Below are 19,004 nucleotides of genomic sequence, written 5' to 3'. Positions count from 1 at the left end.
GACCGGATCGGACGGCACGCCATGTCACGGTTGTCGCCGACGCTCTGGGTCGTCAGCGCGGCGTCGACAGCACTGATCCTCGGTCCGCTGCTGCGCCCGGGATACCTGCTCTACCGGGACGCTGTGTCGACGCCGAGGTCATACGTCACCGACGCGACCCTGGGCATCGGTAACCTCCCTCCGCGCGCGGTTCCGCAGGATTGGGCTGTCGCCGTGGGCAGTTCCGTCGTCGACGGAGGCTTTCTCGTCACCGCGATCCTGTGTGCGGCGCTGACGTTCGGCGGTGTCGGGTACGGCAGGCTCGCAGCTCGTCTCGTTCCCGGTGCGGGGACGACCGGGGCCGTCGCCGCAGCGATCGTCTCGCTCTGGAATCCGTATGTGGCAGAACGGCTTCTCCAGGGTCACTGGGGTCTGCTCGTCGGGTATGGAGCCCTCGGTTGGATCGCACTGGCCGCAGCGCGGTGGGGTGTGTTGCCGTCGATACGCCGATGGTGCGTTCTGGCAGCGCTGCTCGCGGTGGCCGGATTCACGCCGAGCGGTTCACTTCTCGGTGTCGCCGTCGCCGTGGTGTGCGGGTCCGCTGTCAGCGGACCGGTAATGGCTCGCGCGCGGCGGATGACCGGGGTACTCGTGGCGTGGGTGATCTCGGCGCTGCCGTGGCTCGCCGCTGCCGCGCTGACGTCGGCCTCGACCGGTACCGACGGCATCGCGGGCGTACGCGCCTTCGGGTTGCGGTCCGAGCCCGCTCTCGGGCCGCTCGGTACCGTGCTGGGATTCGGAGGAATCTGGAACGCCGACGCCGTACCCGCGAGCCGTACCTTCTGGTGGGCCGCGGTCGCGACCGCCGCTCTGGTCGCGCTCGTCGGCGTCGGCTCGATCACGCTGTGGCGCAGACGTGACCGGCTAGCCTGCAATCGGCTTGGTGCAGCGCTCGCGATCCTCGGCGTCGTGGTGGTGCTCGTGCTCGCGGTCACGGCGACGGGGCCCGGCCGCACCGCCCTCGCCGCGGTCGTCGACACGATCCCCGGAGGGGGTCTGCTGCGCGACTCGTCGAAGTTCACTGCGCTGGCGATGCCGATCGTCGCGGTGGCGACGGCCGCTGCGGTGTGGAGGTTGCGCGATATCGTCCCCTCCGGTTTCGCGCTCGCAGCGGTGCTTCTGCTCGTCGTGGCACCTCTCCCCGACCTCGCATGGGGAGTCGGCGGACGGTTGTCGACGGTGCAGTACCCCGACGACTGGGCACGCGTCACCCGGCTCGTTCCGTCCGACGCAGGCGACGTCGCACTGTGGCCGCCGGGTACCGTGCGGCAGTACGCCTTCACCGAGTCGCCGTCGCTCGATCCCGCTGCACGCATGCAGCGCGCACCCGTCGTGGAATCGGGCGAGTTGACCGTCGATGGAGAAGAGGTCGACGCCGCTGCTCCGCGCGCGCGCCAGGTGACCGATGCGCTTGCGGCAGGCGGCGATCCGACGGTTCTCGCGCGACTCGGGATCGGCTGGGTGCTCGTGGAGAACACGGGAGAGACAACACATCCGGGTGAGGCAACCACTCCTGCTGTGCCTCAGAAGTTGTCGAGCAGGGGCGAGATGGTCTTCGCCGGACGCGACCTCACACTGTTCCGAGTCGAGAATCCCGCGGGTGTCGCACGGGCCTCGACGACAGAACGAGCGATCGCATGGACTGCGCACATCGTCTGGGCGGGACTGATTCTCGTCGGCGCCCTGGCCGCGTGGTGGCCGCGACGACGTCGAGCGACGCCGGCAGGGCCGGACCCAGCGGGGCAAGGCTCGGCGGGGCATGGCTCGGCGGGATAAGGTTCCGCCGATCGGGGCCGGCGGAGCAGGGCTCAGCGGGCGAGAGGCTGATCGAAGATCGCGGCGAAGCCGTCGGCGGTCGCCGCCCAGGAGTAGCGCTGCGCCCGGGCGCGCGCATTCGCGCCGAGACGTGCTCGCTCGGCCGGATCGTCGAGCAGTTTTCTCGTGGCGGAGACCATTTCGTCAACCCCATCGACAAGGATGCCGGTCTCGGAGTCCTCGATGGATTCGGCCAGTCCGGTGGCGTGACGGTAGCCGATGGTCGGCACACCCATCTGCGCGGCCTCGATCACCGCTAGGCCCCACCCCTCCTTGCGCGACGGCATCAGATGCACGTCGGCGTCGGCGAGGAGTTCGTACTTGCGCTCATCGGGCACGTGCCCGTGGAAGGTGACGATGCGATCGACTCCGAGTTCGCTTGCAGCCGAACGTAATCGAGATGACCACCACCCGTCGCCGATGACGTCGAGGCGCACCTCGCGGTCGCAGGCACGGTGCAGGTCGGCCACCACGTGCAGTGCGTCCTCGACCTGCTTGTGCGGGACAAGCCGGGAGAGCACACACAGTCGCGCGGCGCCGCGGTCGACGCGCTGTCGAGGCCCGATGGCATCGGGTATGGAATCTATGCCGTTGTGCACCACGGTGATCCGCTCGGCGTCGACGCCCAGCTCGACGAGCTCACGTGCCGACGGCGCGGACACCGTGACATAGCGGTTGCGTCGATGAACCCACGGCGACACCCGCGATTCCAGGAACCACCCCAGTCGGCCGAGTAACCGCCCGGCCACCGGCCACTGCTCGCGATGACAGTGGTGGACGAGGACGACGGTCGGGGCAGAGGCGACCAACGTGGCGAAGAACGGTATCCCGTTCTGGGTGTCGACGACCGCGACCGGGGTGATCCCGGCCATCGGACCGAACCCCAGCCGACCGGCGATGAGTAGTGCCAGAACGCGCGGGTAGACGGTAAGGCGTCCCCCAGCGCGCAGGAACCGCATGCCGTCGCGCTCCTCGGACCGCAATGCGCCCGGATACGACGAGGTCAAATAGGTGACTCTCATGCCGCGTCGCGACAACTCAGCGCCGACCCGTTCGAGGTAGGTCTCGCTTCCCCCACCCTGGGGGTGGCGGGTATCGCGCCAGCACAGCAGCACGACGTCGGGCGGGGTGTTCATCGACGCCCATGCTACGCACCTCCCCGGTAGCATCTCCTCCCGTGCCGCGACCGAGAATCAACAGACCAGCCTCGACGGCGACACGTGCCGACGCCGCCATGTCCCGGCTCGCCACGCTGCGACGTGCCGCTGGCCTGCTGAACGACTTCCGCTACGAGCAGTCCGATCCCGCCCGCTTCTACCGCGCGCTCGCCGACGACACCGCCGATCTCGTGGGCGCGTTCAGCAAACTCGACGGTTCGGTGGTGCTCGACGTCGGCGGCGGGCCCGGCTACTTCGCCGACGCGTTCCGCCGCCGCGGGGCGTCGTATCTGTCGGTGGAGCCGGACCCGTCCGAGATGCACGCGGGAGGCCTGGAACACCGGGGATCCGTCCGGGCATCGGGCCAGGAGTTGCCGTTCGCCGATGGGTCCATCGACATCTGTGTGTCGTCGAACGTCGTCGAGCACACGTCCCGTCCGTGGGAGATGGCCGACGAGATGTTGCGTGTGACGCGACCGGGTGGCGTCGTGATCGTCAGCTACACGCTGTGGTGGGGCCCCTTCGGCGGACACGAGATGGGTCTGCGGCACTACTTCGGCGGCGCCAGGGCCGCGCGCTGGTACACCCGCCGCCACGGCCACCCGCCGAAGAATCTCTACGGAACATCGTTGTTCGCCGTGACCGCCGACGACGGTCTGCGCTGGGCCAGATCACGACGCGACCGCGCGCGGCTGGTCGCCGCGTTCCCGCGCTACCTGCCGAGCTGGGCGTGGTGGGTGCTCCGTGTGCCACTGCTACGCGAGGTGGCCGCGACCAACCTGGTGCTGGTGCTCGAACCCCGTTGAGGCTCGGGGCGCAGGGTTCACGACCCTGCACCCCTCACGTCCTGGCCGCCCTCACACACCGGCAGCGCAGCGCAAAGTTCCCCCGTTGCTGGTCGCCGAGGCGAGCAGTTCCTCACCGCGCAGGATGTTGCAGGTGACCGGACCACGCACGACGACGGCCGTGAGCTCTGCGTTGTCGCCCGACACCGTGGCCTGGCGTGACCAGGGTGTGCCGGTTGCGGCGACGATCTCGAAGTCGTTGCCCTTGCGGAACCGCAGCGCCACGACGTCGCCGTTACCGGTGATCTGGTAGGTCACCGCGCCTGCAGCCGGCGCATTGGTCGTCGTGGTAGTGGTTTCCTCGGTGGTTGTTTCCTGGGTGGTCGTCTGCCGGCTGGTCGGCGGTGTGGTGAGGGTCGTGGTCGCCGGCGCGGTGGTCGCCGCTGTGCCGTCGTTACCACCGGAGTTGCGGACGATCGCATACGCGACCACTGCTATCAGTGCGATCACCGCGATGATCGCCGCGACGAGGATCGCGGTACGCTTGCCGCCGCCCGACGAATTGGTCTCCTGCCCGGTGGGCGGCTGGCCCCCGTACCCCTGCTCGCCATACCCCTGGCCCGCGTAACCCTGCTCGCCGTAGCCCTGGTCCGCGTAGCCCTGCTCGCCGTAGCCCTGGTCCGCGTAACCCTGGGTGCCGTAACCCTGTTGCTCGTACCCGTACTGCTGGTCGCCATAGGGCCGGTCGGTATAGGGATCGTGCTGGGAGTACGCCTCGGTGCGGGCTGTCGGGTCACCGCCCTGGGACGGATCCTCGCCGGGGTCGAACGCCCGGGTGTGCGGGTGCTCCTGCGGGTCGTTCGGGTCGTCGGGTGGTCGCGTCATGGCGCCGATTGTGCCAAATGGCCGCCGGTCGCATGCGACACCGGGCGACATGGCTGCCAGCGGACTCGGCGCAGCCGTCGTCGCATCCTCGCGCCCGGCACACCGCGTGAACTACCTGCCCACTGATCACGCCTCGGCGATCGCCTCGAGCGGCCGGGTGCGTGCGGCGCGGTTGGCGGGCCACAGCGCCGCCAGCACTCCGACGACGCCCGCCCCGATGATCGTCACGACGATCAGGGTCCACGGGAGAACCGGGTCACCAAGACCCCACCGCGCCAGGGTGCGCACCAGTGCCCAGCCGACGAGTACACCGAGCACCACGCCGACGAGCGCACCGTAGATGGCGATGAACACCGACTCGAGGTAGATGCTGCGCCGGACCTGGCCACGCACCATGCCGACGGCACGCAGCATGCCGATCTCGCGGCGTCGTTCCACCACCGACAGCGCCAGAGTGTTGACGATGCCGAGGACGGCGATCAGCAACGCGAGACCGAGCATCGCGTAGAGCACACCGAGCATCTGGTCGATCTGTTGCGAGAGGCTGCTCTTGAACTGATCACGATCCTGCACCTGAACGGTCAGGAACGAGTTCGTCGCGTTTTCCAGATCCGTACGCAGCGTTGACAAGTCGGTTCCCGACTTCGCCTTCACGAAGACCCCGTAGCTCATCCGGGCGGGTTCCGGCATCAGCGAGTCATAGACCTTGCTGCCAACCAACCACGGCTGCAGCGTCTCGTTGTCGGCGTACACACCGTCGACCCGTGTCGCGATCTGCTGACCCAGCGACGACGTGAACGTCACCGTGTCACCACGCTTCCAGCCCTTGTCGTTACTGGTGCGCTGACTGACGAACATGCCGTCGTCCGGCAGTGTCGGCGACGCGCCGTCGAGCATCGAGATGTTGGCGACGGTGTCGATCCTACCGCCCAGCGGGGCGAAGCCACTGACCTTGGACTCGCCCACCCGCGCCTGAACCACACCCAGGCTGACCGAATCCTCGACGCCGCGTACGCCTTTCACCGCATCGCCGACAGCTGGCGAGATCGGCAGATTGTTGGTTCCGGTCACGATGTAGTCGGCGGTGATTCCCGTATCGACTGCCGTGTCGACCGTGCCCTTGAATGACGTTCCCAGAGTGCCGATCACGGCTACGAGGATCAAGCCGAGAGTCAGCGCGAAGGCCGTAGCGGAACTGCGTCGTGGATTGCGCATCGCGTTCGTCCTGGCCAAATACCCGATGGCGCCGAAGGGCGCACCGAGCACGCGGCCGAGGACCGCAACCACCGGCCGCAGCAATGCGGGACCCGCGAGCACCGCCGCGATGATCGCGGCTCCCGCCCCGAGTCCGACGATGACCGCACGCAGCATGCCCTCACCCATCGCACCCCAGAGGATCACGACAACGGCGATCACCGCGAAGACCGCGCCGATGATGGTGCGTGTGCGCAACGACGACGCGCGCTCGGCGTCGCTGGCGCGCATCGCCTCGACAGGCGGCACACGAGCCGCGCGGACCGCGGGGACCCAGGCGCTGACCATGGTCACCACGACGCCGACGAACAGTGCCGCGAGCACCGCCCACACACTCACGTTGAGCGATGCTTCGGGCAATCCCGAGGTCGACGACGTGATGGCTTTGAGTGCAGCAGCGAGTCCGATACCGACGCCGAGGCCCACGAGACCGCCGATCACGCCGACGACGAGCGCCTCGAACAACACCGACCGCGACACCTGTCGTTCGGTAGCGCCCACCGCCCGGAGCAGCGCGAGCTCGCGATTGCGTTGCGCCACAATCATCGAGAACGTGTTGTAGATGATGAACGTGCCCACCACCAGGCCGATGGCGGCGAACGCCAGCAGGATGCCCGTGAAGATCGTGAGGAACTGGTTGACCCGGTCCTTCTCATCCTGGCGAACCTGGTCTCCCGTACGGATCTTCAACGCATCCGAACCGACGAGCTTCTGCACGCGATCACGCAACTGCGTGTCGCTGACACCCTCGACGGCCGACATGTCGACCGTTGCGACGTGCTCGCCGTCGGAGAACAGATTGCTCGCCGCCTCGCGCTCGAACTGGACGTTCACATAGCCGCCTGTGTCGCCCTCGAGCTGACTGATGCCGACGACCGTCACATCCATTGGTTGGCTCGAACCTTGTCCGACAACCACTTTCGTGGTCGAACCCACCTTCAGGCCTGCCTTCTCGGCCGCCGACTCGTTCAGTACCACCTCTTGGTAACCGGTCGGCGCCCGTCCGCCTGGCAGCAGTTTCCCGTCGTCGGGGGCAAGCGACTCGTTCGGCGGCACGTAGGCAGATCCCAGACTGGGCGCTCCGCCGGTCTGCACCGCCTTGCCGCGTGAATCGGCGATGGTCACCAGACCCGTGTAGTTCGTCGAAAGCTTGTCGACGCCGAGTTCCTTCTTTTGTGAATTCAACTTGTCGACAACAGAATTCGGCACTCCCGCAGAGTTCGAATCCTCCGGCGTCACTTCGACTGACACGCCGGGCGCCGCGTTGTCGAAGATGGAGTTGAACGCCTGCGAGATGGTCGACGTGAACACGATCGATCCCGCGACGAACGCCGTACCCAACACGATCGAGAAGACCGTCAGTGCGAGCCGCAACTTGTGCGCACGGAGATTGCGCAGCGACACCTTCCGCATCACCGAGGAGGAGGCCATGCGTCAGCCCGCCTGTGCCGAGTCCGCACCGGACCCGGCGTCCGCCGCGTGCCTGCCCACGCCGGATTCCGGTGCGACGGAGCCCGATTCATGCCGACCCGACTCGGTGCTCGATCGCGTGGCGACCTCGCCCGCGCCGCCGGGCCGCGAAGCATCAGGGTCAGCAGGGGCGGGGACATCGTCGAGGTGCTTCATCACCTCGAACACGTCGTCGGCCGAGGGGCGCGGCAACTCGCGGACGATCCTGCCATCGGCGAGAAAGACGACCCGATCGGCGTAGGAGGCTGCGCGCGGATCGTGCGTCACGATGACGACCGTTTGCCCGAACTCGTCTGTTGCCGCGCGCAGGATCGACAGCACCTCCCCCGACGATCGGGAGTCGAGATTTCCGGTGGGTTCGTCACCGAAGATGATCGCGGGCCGTCCGACGAGCGCACGGGCGCATGCGACGCGCTGCTGCTGACCGCCCGACAGTTCGCTGGGCAGGTGGTCGAGTCGGTCACCGATGCCGAGACGCTTGATCACGGCGTCGTACCAGTCCTTGTCGACCTTGCGGCCGGCGATATCGGCGGGCAGGGTGATGTTCTCGGCCGCTGTCAGGGTCGGCACGAGGTTGAACGACTGGAAGACGAAGCCGATCCGGTCGCGACGCAGCAGGGTCATCTTCTTGTCGGACAGGCCGGTCAGATCGGTGTCGCCGATGTACACACGACCACTGGTGGCGACATCGAGCCCGGCGAGGCAGTGCATCAGCGTCGACTTCCCCGACCCGGAGGGGCCCATGATTGCGGTGAACTCACCGGACCGGAAGGAGAGCGAGACGCCACGCAGTGCGTGGACTTCCGTGTCGCCGGATCCGTACGTTTTGATGAGATCCTCGGCGCCCGCGCTTGCGCCCTGCTCTGATGTCATGGGTCAACCGTGCCAAAAATGGGCGCTCATTGCCATCGGGTGAATCCCCGACAACCCCCTGAGATCGCTGCTCGACGTGGAGACGGTGGAGACCGACAGTCAGCGGGGCAGTTGAACCTCGAAAGAATGCACCCGGGTGGGTCCGGCGAACGCGTTGTTGGTCACGACGAACAACGTGCGGGTCCGGTAGTCCTGCCACGGGAGGTCGGGCTGCCAGTTCCCCCACGCCATCGATGACATGTTGCCGGTGGCCAGTCGCGGCGTCGAGTCGGTGGTGAAGATCGACCGCTTCGGCATGGCCTTCTCCGCGCCCGAGAGTGTGGCGCGGCCACCGACCTGATCGGCACCTCGAGTGGTGGCCCAGTAGATCGCCGTGCTGCGGCCCTTGCCGCGTTCGAGCACGAGGAAGTCGGTGTTGTTGACCGCGAGCACATCGGCAACGCTCTTCTGCGGATCGGTGCGATACACGAACTCCGAGTTGGTCTTTCCGAATGTCAGCAACCGCGCCGAGGTCGCCGGGTCCTGGCGAAGACCACCCGCGGTGATCACGCTGATCTGCCCACGTGGCCCGACGGCGACACCGGTCAGTCCGCGCTGTCCGGCGAGACCCGACTTCTTCGACGGGCGCCAGGCAGCCGGGAGCCCGAGGTCGCGGGTGAATGTGGCGACCGGCCCGGAACCCTGCAACCGGACGAACTGGTGATCGCCTCCGCTGACGACGACGTAGCCGCTGCTCGTGGCCCTCAGTCCCTCGTACTGTGCCGAACCGGGCAGCGGCGGGATGTTGCCCGGCCCGAGCAGTACTCCGCCGCCGTCGATTCCGGGATTCGACGTGAACCCGGCAACACCCGATGTGTAGTTGAACTGACTGGTGAAGAACCGTGCGGGACCGCCGCGGCCCACGTCGGTCGAGATCATCGCGAACCGGTTGGCGCCGATCCTGTCGATGCCCGAGATGGCACCGAATGTCGGCACCCCGTTGACGAAGCCGGTATCGGTGTAGCGCGCGATGATCGGCGTCGCGGAACGCGCCGATCCGGCGGACACAGCTGACACACCGAGAAGTACCGAGGTTCCCAGGAGCACAGAGACGATCGTTGCCCCCCACGAGCGAAGACTCATAGGGGGCAACGATACCTCAGTTACAGGAGTGACAGAAGGTGACGTCAGCCCAGCCGCTGCTTGAGGGCGTCGAGCTCGTCCTGCAGGCTGGTCGGAAGCTTCTCGCCGACGAACTCGAAGAGCTCTTCGATGAGCGGCAGTTCACGACGCCACTCCTCCGGATCGACGGCCAGCGCGGCCTCGAGGTCCTCGGTGGGCACGTCGAGTCCGGTGACGTCGATCTCCTCGGGCTTCGCGACGATGCCGACCGGGGTCTGCACTCCCTCGTTCTCGCCTTCGATGCGGCCGATGATCCACTTGAGCACACGGCTGTTCTCACCGAAGCCCGGCCACAGGAAGCGGCCGTCGTCGCCACGACGGAACCAGTTGACGTAGAAGACCTTCGGGAGCTTCGACGCATCGGCGTTCTTGCCCAGGTTGATCCAGTGCTGGAAGTAGTCGCCGACGTGGTAGCCCATGAACGGCAGCATCGCCATCGGGTCGCGGCGCACCGTGCCGACCTTGCCCTCGGCCGCAGCGGTCTGCTCCGAGCCGACCGTCGCTCCCATGAAGACGCCGTTCTGCCAGTCGCGCGCCTCGGTCACCAGCGGGACCGTCGTCTTGCGACGTCCGCCGAACAGGATCGCCGAGATCGGCACACCCTGCGGGTCGTCCCACTCCGATGCCAGTGACGGGCATTGTGAGATTGGCGTGCAGTAGCGCGAATTGGGATGGGCTGCAGGCTGATCGGAGTCGGGTGTCCAGTCGTTGCCGAGCCAGTCGGTCAGGTGCGCGGGCTTCTCGCCACCGATACCCTCCCACCAGATGTCACCGTCGTCGGTCTCCGCGACGTTGGTGTAGAGGGTGTTGCCCGCGTCGATGGTCTTCATCGCATTCGGGTTGGAATCCATGCTGGTGCCCGGTGCCACGCCGAAGAAGCCGAACTCCGGGTTGATGGCGTAGAGGCGGCCGTCCTCACCGAAACGCATCCAGGCGATGTCGTCGCCGACGGTCTCGGCCTTCCAGCCCGGGATGGTCGGCTGGATCATCGCGAGGTTGGTCTTACCGCACGCGCTCGGGAACGCCGCGGCTACGAAGTAGACCTTGTTCTCCGGGCTCGTCAGCTTGAGGATGAGCATGTGCTCCGCCATCCAGCCCTCGTCACGGGCGATGACCGACGCGATACGCAGCGCGTAGCACTTCTTGCCGAGCAGCGCGTTGCCGCCGTAACCCGATCCATAGGACCAGATCTCGCGGGTCTCGGGGAAGTGGGTGATGTACTTGTCGGGGCTGCAGGGCCACGGGACATCGGCCTGGCCGGGCTCGAGCGGAGCTCCCACCGAGTGCAGGCCCTTGACGAAGAAGCCGTCGTCGCCGAGCAGTCGGAGCACCTCGGGACCGACGCGGGTCATGATCTTCATCGACAGGACGACGTAGGCGGAGTCGGTGATCTCGACGCCGAGCTTGGGATCGTCGGAGCCGAGCGGACCCATGCAGAACGGGATCACGTACATCGTCCGGCCGCGCATGCTGCCGCGGAAGAGCGGGGTCAGGGTTGCGCGCATCTCATCCGGAGCGACCCAGTTGTTCGTCGGGCCGGCGTCCTCCTCCTTCTCCGAGCAGATGAAGGTGCGCGACTCGACACGTGCGACGTCGGCGGGATCGGACTTGGCGAGGTAGGAGTTGGGCTTGCGCTCGTCGTTGAGCTTGACCAGGGTGCCCGACTCGACGAGTTCTGCGGTGAGACGCTCCCATTCCTCGTCGCTGCCGTCGGACCAGACCACACGGTCGGGTTGGGTGAGCTCGGCGACCTCGGCCACCCATGCCAACAGCGCTTCGTGTGTGGTCGGAGCGGTGCCGGGTTCCAGGCCCGGAATCGTGGCGGCGGTCATGAATTCCTCCTCCGAGGTGGCGACCCGCATCGGCCGCCCTGTATGGGTTGCTTGCCCCCAGGATACTGTGACCGAGCGTGCGCTAGGGCCTGGGGTTCGGAGATGCGGTATAGGCCACATTCGCACACGTCAGAAGGGGTTGCAAGGCCGCCGAAACCGGATTTCCCATGCCGCGCAACCCACTGACCACCAGGACTTTCACCCGAACGCGAACAGGTCAGTCGAGCCTGCCGGAGTCGGTCGCCACCCACCTGCCGCTCTCCCGGTCGAGCGCCTGCGACGCGAACGAACCGTCGGAGCCCACCTGGGTGATGCGATCGACCTGGCCGTCGTGGTCGGTGTCGGTGTACACCGTCAGGCCTCCGGGGCCGCTGTGGGTCAGCGAATCGGCCACGCCATCGGCGTCGGTGTCGACATCGGCGGGACCGAGGTCCCAGATGCGGCCGTCGTCGTGCATGAGCAGGTTGTCGATGGGTGAATCGGTCTGCTCACCCGGCACGAGCGGGCCTGCCCACTCCTGGTGGTCGTCACCGAACTCGAACGGGTCGATGTTCACTTCTCGCTCCTTCCCGTCACCGCCGTGCGGAGCTCTCGCAGGCGTTCATCTATCTCGGCGACCTCGTCGGCGATCCGACGCCCCTGCCGCTCGTAGGCACGCAGCAACTGGCCACCGATACGTGATTCGGCCTCCGACAGCACCATGGCGACCCGGCGTTCGACGCGCGTGCGGGCGTCGGCGAGAACCTCGCCGACCCAGGTCCGCACCTGTGCGCGCGTCGTGGCCGCGCGCCGCATGCGGATCACCCACACCGCCACGGCGAGCCCGAGGAGCAGCGCCGCAGGCATGCTGATCCACTGCAGCGTGTGGACCGACGCCAGCGGCGCGACGGCCAGCCGCCCGATCCCGATGCCCGTCGACGCCCCGATCACCAACACCATCGCGTCCTCACCAGTGCGTCTTCCCGACGGAACGTCGCGACGGGTACCCATCGGCTCGTCGGCGCGTTGGACGGGCGGATCGTCGACGTCGAGTCCGACGAGCGTCGACGACGCGACGGCGTCGAGTCGGGCGTGGGTGACGGCGTCGATGTCGGCGACGAGTCCGGCGATCTCCCGGTCGAGCCAGGTGGCGGTGGCCTCGACGTCGGCATTCGTCACCGCGTTGCTGCGGTGCTCGGCGCCCGCGGCGAGCTCACGAACCCGCGTGGCGATGTCGGCGCTGCTCTGCGCCCGCACCCGGACGATGCCCGCGCGCAGCGACGCCAGTCGATCCGACCGTCCTCTGTCTCTCTGTGCGAGCAGTCGTGCACGCCTGGTCGCCAACGCGTCGGCGCGCATGCGCGCATCGCCCACCGACATCACCTCGCCCGCCGGGGTCGGTGTCCCTGCGGCGACCCCGTCCCCGACCGCGGAGGCGGGCGTCGAGAACCACTCGATCAGGTCGCCGATGCCCGACTCGTCGACGGCACCCGCAAGGGCTGCAGTCGCGGAGACGGCGAAGACGGGCAGGAGTTCGTCCGGGTCGAGTTCTGCCCGGTATCCACGCACGATCCGTGGCCAGTCCCAGAACGATTCGATGCGGCCGCACACCAGGGCCACGTTGCCCACGGCAGCGGTCAGCTCGTGCAGGACCGCGATCTCCTCGTCGTCGACGACGGCCGAGGCCGGATCGATCACGAAGACCGCCGCACTGGTGGCTGCGTGGCCGTGGTCCGAATCGAACCCGACGAAGTCGATCGTCGGCGCCCCGCGCGATGCGCCTACCTCCCGACACGCCTCAACGAGCGCCTCGACGTCGACTCCCCCGGCGGCTGCGACGACGACCCGTCCGCCGGCCGAAACCGAGGTCTGCCCCGACTGCGCACCGACGGCGTCGAGCGTCGACGGTTGAGCACGCACGTCATCCACCTCCGGTACGAAGGAGTAGTTCGATGTTGTCGCGATCGGCACCTGCTGCGGCAGCCGATTCCAGAGATGCACGCACATGCGCGGCCCGATGCTCCGCGACCGCTGGCATGCGTGCCCCGAGCTCGACGCTCAGGCCGTCGAATCCGCTCGTTCCCCAGAGGTACTCGGTGAGCGTCGCAGCGTCGGCCGCCGCCGCATCGTCGCGGGCGATCAGGCTCAGCGCACAGCGGATACCCGCGGCGTCGAGTCGGCGAAGCATGTCGGAGCGCATCCGCCACGACGGCGAGTGCGCCGGTGCCGCCGCGAGAAAACGCCCGGACATCGACGGCAGTGTCTCGCCGGCCTCGACGAGCCCGCGAAGGAACTCGAGATCGGCCTCGGAGACCTTGACGCTCGCCGACAACTGCGAGACCGCGACGACCGGCGTACCCAGCGAATCGCAGGCAGCGCGGACGATTCTGTCTACGGCATCGGCGTCGAGCGTGTCGGCCTTGCCGAGTACGACGACGGTCCGCTCGCGCGGCGACGCGGCGAGGATCTGCCGGTCGGAGCGACGCGGCGCTCCGGCGAGCACGTGGACCACGAGATCAGCTGCGAGCACATCCCGCCCGTCGCCGGTGACGGATGCCGTCACGCCGAACCGCCGGTGGAGCGCATCGGCCATCGTGTCGCGGCCGACCCCTCGACGTCCGGTCACCGCGACCGACACAGGCCGCACGTAGCGGCGGGCGGCGGCGTCGAGAGTGTCGAAAGCGGGCGAATCGGGCGCCACAAGCCCTCCGATCGCCCCCGACGAAAGTGCGAGCGCGAGCGGACCCGATGGATCGATCACGCACTCACCCCCGCTCGAGACCGGTCGATCTTCCCTGGTGGAAGGGTAGTCGCAGTTGGGCGGGGCGGCGCAGCAGATTGCACAAGCGGGTGTCGGAGTGTGCATGGCCGATTCGATGGGCCACGATGGACCGGTGAACTCCTCCCCCGGATCGGCCAACGCCGAAGGCGACTCGTCACGTCTCTACCCGCGCGTGACCAGCTTCCGCTTCCGCCGCGGCACGCTGACGCCGGGCCAGCAGCGCAACTGGGAGACGCTCTGGCCGGTCCTCGGACGCGATCTCGCCACCGATCCCGCCCACACGCCCGAGCCGCCCATCGATTTCACCGCGTTGTTCGGCCGCGAGGCGCCACGCGTGCTCGAGATCGGCAGCGGAACCGGCGTCTCGACGGCCGCGATGGCCGCCGACGAGCCCGACGTCGACGTGATCGCGGTCGAGGTCTACAAGCCCGGCCTCGCGCAGCTCCTCGGCCTCGTCGACCGCACCGGACTGACCAACGTGCGCATGATCCGCGGCGACGGCGTCGTCGTGCTGCGCGAGCTCATCCCGTCGGGGTCACTCACGGCGATCCGACTCTTCTTTCCCGATCCGTGGCCGAAATCCCGCCATCACAAGCGCAGATTCGTCCAGCGGGGCACGATCGAACTCATGGCTGACCGACTCCGGCCCGGTGGCGTCCTGCACATCGCCACCGACCATGCGGGTTACGCCGAGTGGATCGCCGAGATCCTGGCGACACAGAACCCCGACAACCTCCACGTCGTCCCCGCGACCGCTGCGGTCCCCGTCTCCCTCGAGCGTCCGACCACCAAATTCGAGGGCCGAGCCGAACGCGAGGGCCGCGAGGTCAACGAGTTCGTGTACGTGCGCCCGAACGAAACCCTTACCGGCGCACCCGACTCACACAACCAGCCCTCGAACACTGCGACAGGCGGCGTGCACTCATGACCGACACCAATGGATCGGCCACCCGCTTCGCCGACACGATCTCAGGCCAGAGCGGCGCACAACGCGTCCTGTTGGTCTGGGACGCGCCCAACATGGACATGGGCCTCGGAGCCATCCTCGGGGGACGCCCGACCGCTGCGCACCGCCCACGGTTCGACGCCCTGGGCCGCTGGCTGCTCCAGCGGACCGCCGACCTCTCGGCGCAGGCAGCCGTCGCGGCCTACGATCACTCCGTCGGACACGACGATGATGACGGTGTCGGACACGACGATGATGACGGTGATGTCGGCGACACCGCGCGAGACCCGGACACCGCGGTCAACATCGAGCCGGAAGCCACGGTGTTCACCAACATCGTGCCTGGTAGCGCCGATGTCGTGCGGCCGTGGGTCGACGCGTTGCGCAACGTCGGGTACGCGGTGTTCGCCAAGCCCAAGCTGTCCGAGGACAGCGACGTCGACCCCGACATGCTCGACCACATCGAGCTTCGCAGGCACACTGTTGGGTTAGCCGGGCTGATCGTCGCATCCGCCGACGGTCAGGCGTTCCGGGACCCGCTTGTCGAGATCGCCGCCGAGGGCGTGCCGGTGACGGTGATCGGATTCCGCGAACACGTGAACTGGGCGCTGTCGACCGACGGGCTCGAGTTCGTCGATCTCGAGGAGATCTCGGGCGTCTTCCGGGAGCCGCTGCCTCGGATCGGACTCGACTCGCTGCCCGACGACGGCGCGTGGCTCACCCCGTTCCGGCCACTGCGGGCGCTTCTCCGCTGAGATGACGGCTGCGGCTCGTGATGCGCGCAGCGTCTGAACCCAGAGCGCCCAAACCTCAGCAAGCACTCAGGCACCACTGAAACAATCTCGGCGAGACTTTTCCCGAGGCGAGACCTTTCCCGAAAGGAGTCGGCGTGTTCGGAGCCATCGGCACATTCGTCTTCCGGATGCGCTTTGCCGTCATCGCCGTATTGGTCGTCATCATGGGCGGCCTCGGCCTCTACGGCCTCGGACTCGGCAGCCACCTCTCGCAGAGCGGCTGGTTCGATCCGACCGCTCAGTCGTCGAAGGGCTCGGTCGTCGCCGACACCTCCTTCGGCCGCGACCACCGCTCCGACGTCATCCTGCTCATCACCCCGCCCGCGGGCACCGGAGTCGACGACAAGCAGTTCGGCACCAAGGTCGAGAAGGTCGTCGACGATCTGCTGCAACAGCACCCCGACGTCGTACAGCGTGCCGCAGCCGCTCCCGATTCGACCGACAAGCAGGCCTACGAGAACGCACTGCGCAACAACCAGGAGATCATCGACCCCTTCTATCTGAAGGACAACACGGTCGCGCAGAAGGCCGCGCAGGACACCATCAGGTCGCGGACCTTCACCGCCGACAAGAAACAGGCCTTCATCAGCATCGGTGTGGCCGGCAACGACGACACCGCGGTACTCGCGAACTACCAGAAGATCGAACCGTTCCTGCAGGGCGTCGTCGACGATCCCGGTAAGTACGGGCTCGACGGCACCCGCTTCCAGCTCGCCGGTCTGCAGCCGGTCGCGGGCGCCATGGCCAGCGGCATGGACGACGACATCCGGCGCGCCGAACTGATCGCGCTCCCGCTCGTCGCGGTCATGCTGTTCTTCATCTTCGGCGGTGTCATCGCCGCATGCCTCCCGGTGTTCATCGGCGGTCTGACCATCGCGGGCTCGCTGGGCATCATGACGATCATCGCCCAGCTCACCGAACTGAACATCTTCGCGCAGTCGGTGGTCACGCTGATCGGACTCGGCATCGCGATCGACTACGGCCTCTTCATCGTCAGCAGATTCCGAGAAGAACTGGCAGAGGGGTACACCACCAAGGCAGCGGTACGAAGAACCGTGATGACCGCGGGGCAAACCGTGGTCTTCTCGGCGACGATCATCGTCGCCGCCATCGCCTGTCTGTTGATGATGCCGCAGGGATTCCTGAAGTCTGTCGCCTACGGTGCGATCTTCTCGGTGTCGCTGGCGGCGATCCTGTCCATCACCGTGCTACCGGCCATCCTGAGCATCCTCGGCCCGAAGATCGACGCCTTCGGACTGCCCTTCCTACGTCGCACCAAGACCAAGGCCGAGATCGAGAACGGATTCTGGGGGCGCTTGTCGGGCTGGGTCATGCGGCACCCCGTCGCCACCGCCGTGCCGACGGTCCTGATCCTGCTACTGCTGACCATCCCGATCGGCGGCATCAAGTTCGGTGGCATCAGCGAGGCCTATCTGCCCCCCGACAACGCAAGCCGAGTCGCGCAGGAGGACTTCGACAAGGCGTTCCCGAAGGAGCGCACCGAAGAGGTCAAACTCGTCATCTCCTACGACGTGAACGACCCGGAGAGCGGCACGAAGATCCAGCAGATCGCCGACGAGGCCAACAAGATCCCCGGCTTCACCAAACAGTTCAGCCCGTCGGCCGACGACGGCGCACTGACCGGCACCTACGGATTCAACGGGCCACAGGTCATTCAGATGTCGGCCGGGCTGGTCAACCGCGACACCGCCGGCGAGGCGGTCAAGGATCTTCGCGCCATCCAGAAACCCGCAGGCATCCAGATGTGGGTGGCCGGAACGCCCGCACTGGTCCAGGATTCGATCGACGCACTCCTGACCCGATTGCCGCTCATGGCGATCCTGCTCGTTCTGGTCACCGGGTTGTTGATGTTCCTCGCGTTCGGCTCGCTGGTGCTGCCCATCAAGGCGGCGTTGATGTCGGCGCTGGGACTCGGCGCGACGCTGGGCATCCTGACGTGGATCTTCGTCGACGGCCATGGCGCCTCCATCGCCAACTTCACCCCTGGTCCGTTGTTCGCGGCGGTACTCGTGCTGATCATCGCGATCGTCTTCGGCCTGTCGACCGACTACGAGATATTCCTGTTGTCCCGCATGGTCGAGGCGAGACAGAAGGGCGCGACCACCACCGAGGCGGTGCGCGTCGGTACCGCGCACACCGGTCGCATCATCACCGCAGCGGCAGCGATTCTCATCGTTGTGACCGGCGCCTTCGGGCTATCGGAGATCGTGATGATGAAGTACATCGCCTACGGCATGATCGCGGCCCTCATCCTCGACGCCACGATCATCCGCATGCTGCTCGTGCCGTCCACGATGAAGCTGCTCGGCGACGACTGCTGGTGGGCACCGCGCTGGATGAAGACGGTCCAGCGCAAGATCGGGCTCGGCGAGACGATCCTCGACGACGAGCCGGATGCGAAGCTCGCCACGGCGGGCGCGGGCACACAGGGCAGGCGTGCGGGCACGCTCATCTCGGAGGTGCCGACCACGGCGATGCGCGCAGCTCCCCGAGCGGCCGCGACGGTCCCGGCGGGCGCTGCGACCAGGTCGACGCGCGCCGTATCAGCGCCGGCCGGTCGACAGGCTCCCCCGCAGACACCTGCTCCCGTGCGGCCGGCGCCGAACCCGGCCCAGCGTCGGGGTACACAGCCACCGCCTGCACGTGTCGGCCCGTCGCAGCCGCCGTCGGATCGCCGACCCGCACTGCGGGATCAGCGCCCCGCCCAGACGCTCGACGAGATCGAGCCGGTGCGCGACCGCTCGTCGCGCACGGCACGCCCCACACCGCGTCGAGTGAAGTCCGATCGTCCCGACACCGGACGCTGGATGCTCGGCGAGGGCGGCATTCGCCTCAACCAGCCGCAGGGCGGCACTGCAGGCCCGTCGCCGCTGGGCCGACGCCCCGACCTCGATCGGACCGGTAAACGTCCGCTCGTCGCCTCGTTGTCGCCGGAGCAGGCGAGAACCGCGCAACGACGCACTCCGGAGCGCCCGCAGTCGCCCATGGATCGGGGACTATCCCCGGACGCCGGGCGACCCGCACCGCAACCCGCTGCGCCAGGCGAGGGACTCGAGAGCCGCACCCCGCCGCCGCGGCGTCAGCGCCCCGACGACAGGCAGAGCCGGGCAGATCGACACGCGCGCGCCGACGAGAACCCCGGCGAGAACCGGCAGATCAGTGTTCAGGAGTTGTTGCGCCGCAGTCGCTCCGGCGAGTGAGTCGCACCGCG

The 19,004-nt window shown here is 67.6% G+C and carries 14 protein-coding genes; 5 read left to right on the top strand and 9 right to left on the bottom strand.

Going from position 1 to position 19,004, the window contains the following annotated elements; genetic code table 11:
- Nucleotides 1–21: 21 nt before the first annotated feature.
- On the top strand, nucleotides 22–1,815 hold the full coding sequence (locus GOACH_RS18980; protein WP_005178316.1) for an MmpA family trehalose lipid delivery protein: 1,794 nt from the start codon (nucleotides 22–24) through the stop codon (nucleotides 1,813–1,815).
- 32 nt (nucleotides 1,816–1,847) lie between these two features.
- Here the strand turns inward: GOACH_RS18980 and GOACH_RS18975 are convergent, their stop codons facing one another.
- Nucleotides 1,848–2,990, bottom strand: a complete 1,143-nt coding sequence (locus GOACH_RS18975; protein ID WP_005178315.1) for a glycosyltransferase family 4 protein — start codon at nucleotides 2,988–2,990, stop codon at nucleotides 1,848–1,850.
- Nucleotides 2,991–3,088: 98 nt separating this feature from the next.
- On the opposite strand from GOACH_RS18975, the gene GOACH_RS18970 reads away from it, so the two are divergent.
- Nucleotides 3,089–3,817: a class I SAM-dependent methyltransferase gene (locus GOACH_RS18970; protein ID WP_005178313.1), complete on the top strand. Its 729-nt coding sequence runs from the start codon at nucleotides 3,089–3,091 to the stop codon at nucleotides 3,815–3,817.
- Nucleotides 3,818–3,868: 51 nt separating this feature from the next.
- Here GOACH_RS18970 and GOACH_RS18965 read toward each other — a convergent pair whose 3' ends face one another.
- The 8 genes from GOACH_RS18965 to GOACH_RS18930 form a co-directional block, all read right to left on the bottom strand.
- Complete coding sequence (locus GOACH_RS18965) at nucleotides 3,869–4,681, bottom strand: hypothetical protein (RefSeq protein WP_040519139.1); 813 nt, start codon at nucleotides 4,679–4,681, stop codon at nucleotides 3,869–3,871.
- A gap of 126 nt (nucleotides 4,682–4,807) precedes the next feature.
- Nucleotides 4,808–7,366 carry an ABC transporter permease gene (locus GOACH_RS18960; RefSeq protein WP_005178311.1) on the bottom strand — a complete coding sequence of 853 codons (2,559 nt, stop codon included), beginning with the start codon at nucleotides 7,364–7,366 and terminating at the stop codon, nucleotides 4,808–4,810.
- A gap of 3 nt (nucleotides 7,367–7,369) precedes the next feature.
- Entirely contained in the window at nucleotides 7,370–8,278 is a 909-nt protein-coding gene (locus tag GOACH_RS18955; RefSeq protein WP_005178310.1) for an ABC transporter ATP-binding protein, read from the bottom strand.
- A gap of 99 nt (nucleotides 8,279–8,377) precedes the next feature.
- Nucleotides 8,378–9,400 carry an esterase-like activity of phytase family protein gene (locus tag GOACH_RS18950; RefSeq protein WP_005178309.1) on the bottom strand — a complete coding sequence of 341 codons (1,023 nt, stop codon included), beginning with the start codon at nucleotides 9,398–9,400 and terminating at the stop codon, nucleotides 8,378–8,380.
- Between the two features lie 44 nt (nucleotides 9,401–9,444).
- The gene (locus GOACH_RS18945) at nucleotides 9,445–11,271 is read right to left on the bottom strand and encodes a phosphoenolpyruvate carboxykinase (GTP) (RefSeq protein WP_005178308.1); all 1,827 of its coding nucleotides are present in this window, start codon (nucleotides 11,269–11,271) and stop codon (nucleotides 9,445–9,447) included.
- Between the two features lie 217 nt (nucleotides 11,272–11,488).
- Complete coding sequence (locus GOACH_RS18940) at nucleotides 11,489–11,827, bottom strand: DUF6802 family protein (protein ID WP_005178307.1); 339 nt, start codon at nucleotides 11,825–11,827, stop codon at nucleotides 11,489–11,491.
- Nucleotides 11,824–13,170, bottom strand: a complete 1,347-nt coding sequence (locus GOACH_RS18935; protein WP_157227850.1) for a hypothetical protein — start codon at nucleotides 13,168–13,170, stop codon at nucleotides 11,824–11,826. The genes GOACH_RS18940 and GOACH_RS18935 overlap by 4 nt, the downstream gene beginning before the upstream one ends.
- Nucleotide 13,171: 1 nt before the next feature.
- Nucleotides 13,172–14,011, bottom strand: coding sequence for a hypothetical protein (locus tag GOACH_RS18930; RefSeq protein WP_005178304.1), 840 nt, complete (start codon nucleotides 14,009–14,011; stop codon nucleotides 13,172–13,174).
- A 115-nt stretch (nucleotides 14,012–14,126) separates the two neighbouring features.
- On the opposite strand from GOACH_RS18930, the gene trmB reads away from it, so the two are divergent.
- The 3 genes from trmB to GOACH_RS18915 all read left to right on the top strand — a co-directional run bounded on the left by trmB (nucleotide 14,127) and on the right by GOACH_RS18915 (nucleotide 18,993).
- Nucleotides 14,127–14,960, top strand: coding sequence for a tRNA (guanosine(46)-N7)-methyltransferase TrmB (gene trmB, locus GOACH_RS18925; RefSeq protein ID WP_052004073.1), 834 nt, complete (start codon nucleotides 14,127–14,129; stop codon nucleotides 14,958–14,960).
- Entirely contained in the window at nucleotides 14,957–15,733 is a 777-nt protein-coding gene (locus tag GOACH_RS18920; RefSeq protein ID WP_005178302.1) for an NYN domain-containing protein, read from the top strand. The genes trmB and GOACH_RS18920 overlap by 4 nt, the downstream gene beginning before the upstream one ends.
- Before the next feature lie 134 nt (nucleotides 15,734–15,867).
- Nucleotides 15,868–18,993 carry an MMPL family transporter gene (locus tag GOACH_RS18915; RefSeq protein ID WP_005178301.1) on the top strand — a complete coding sequence of 1,042 codons (3,126 nt, stop codon included), beginning with the start codon at nucleotides 15,868–15,870 and terminating at the stop codon, nucleotides 18,991–18,993.
- Nucleotides 18,994–19,004 lie beyond the last annotated feature (11 nt).

The sequence above is a fragment of the Gordonia aichiensis NBRC 108223 genome (genome assembly GCF_000332975.1).
Taxonomy (GTDB): Bacteria; Actinomycetota; Actinomycetes; order Mycobacteriales; family Mycobacteriaceae; genus Gordonia; species Gordonia aichiensis.
Note: the sequence above shows the minus strand (reverse complement) of the source record. Positions and strands in the feature narration are given on the sequence as shown.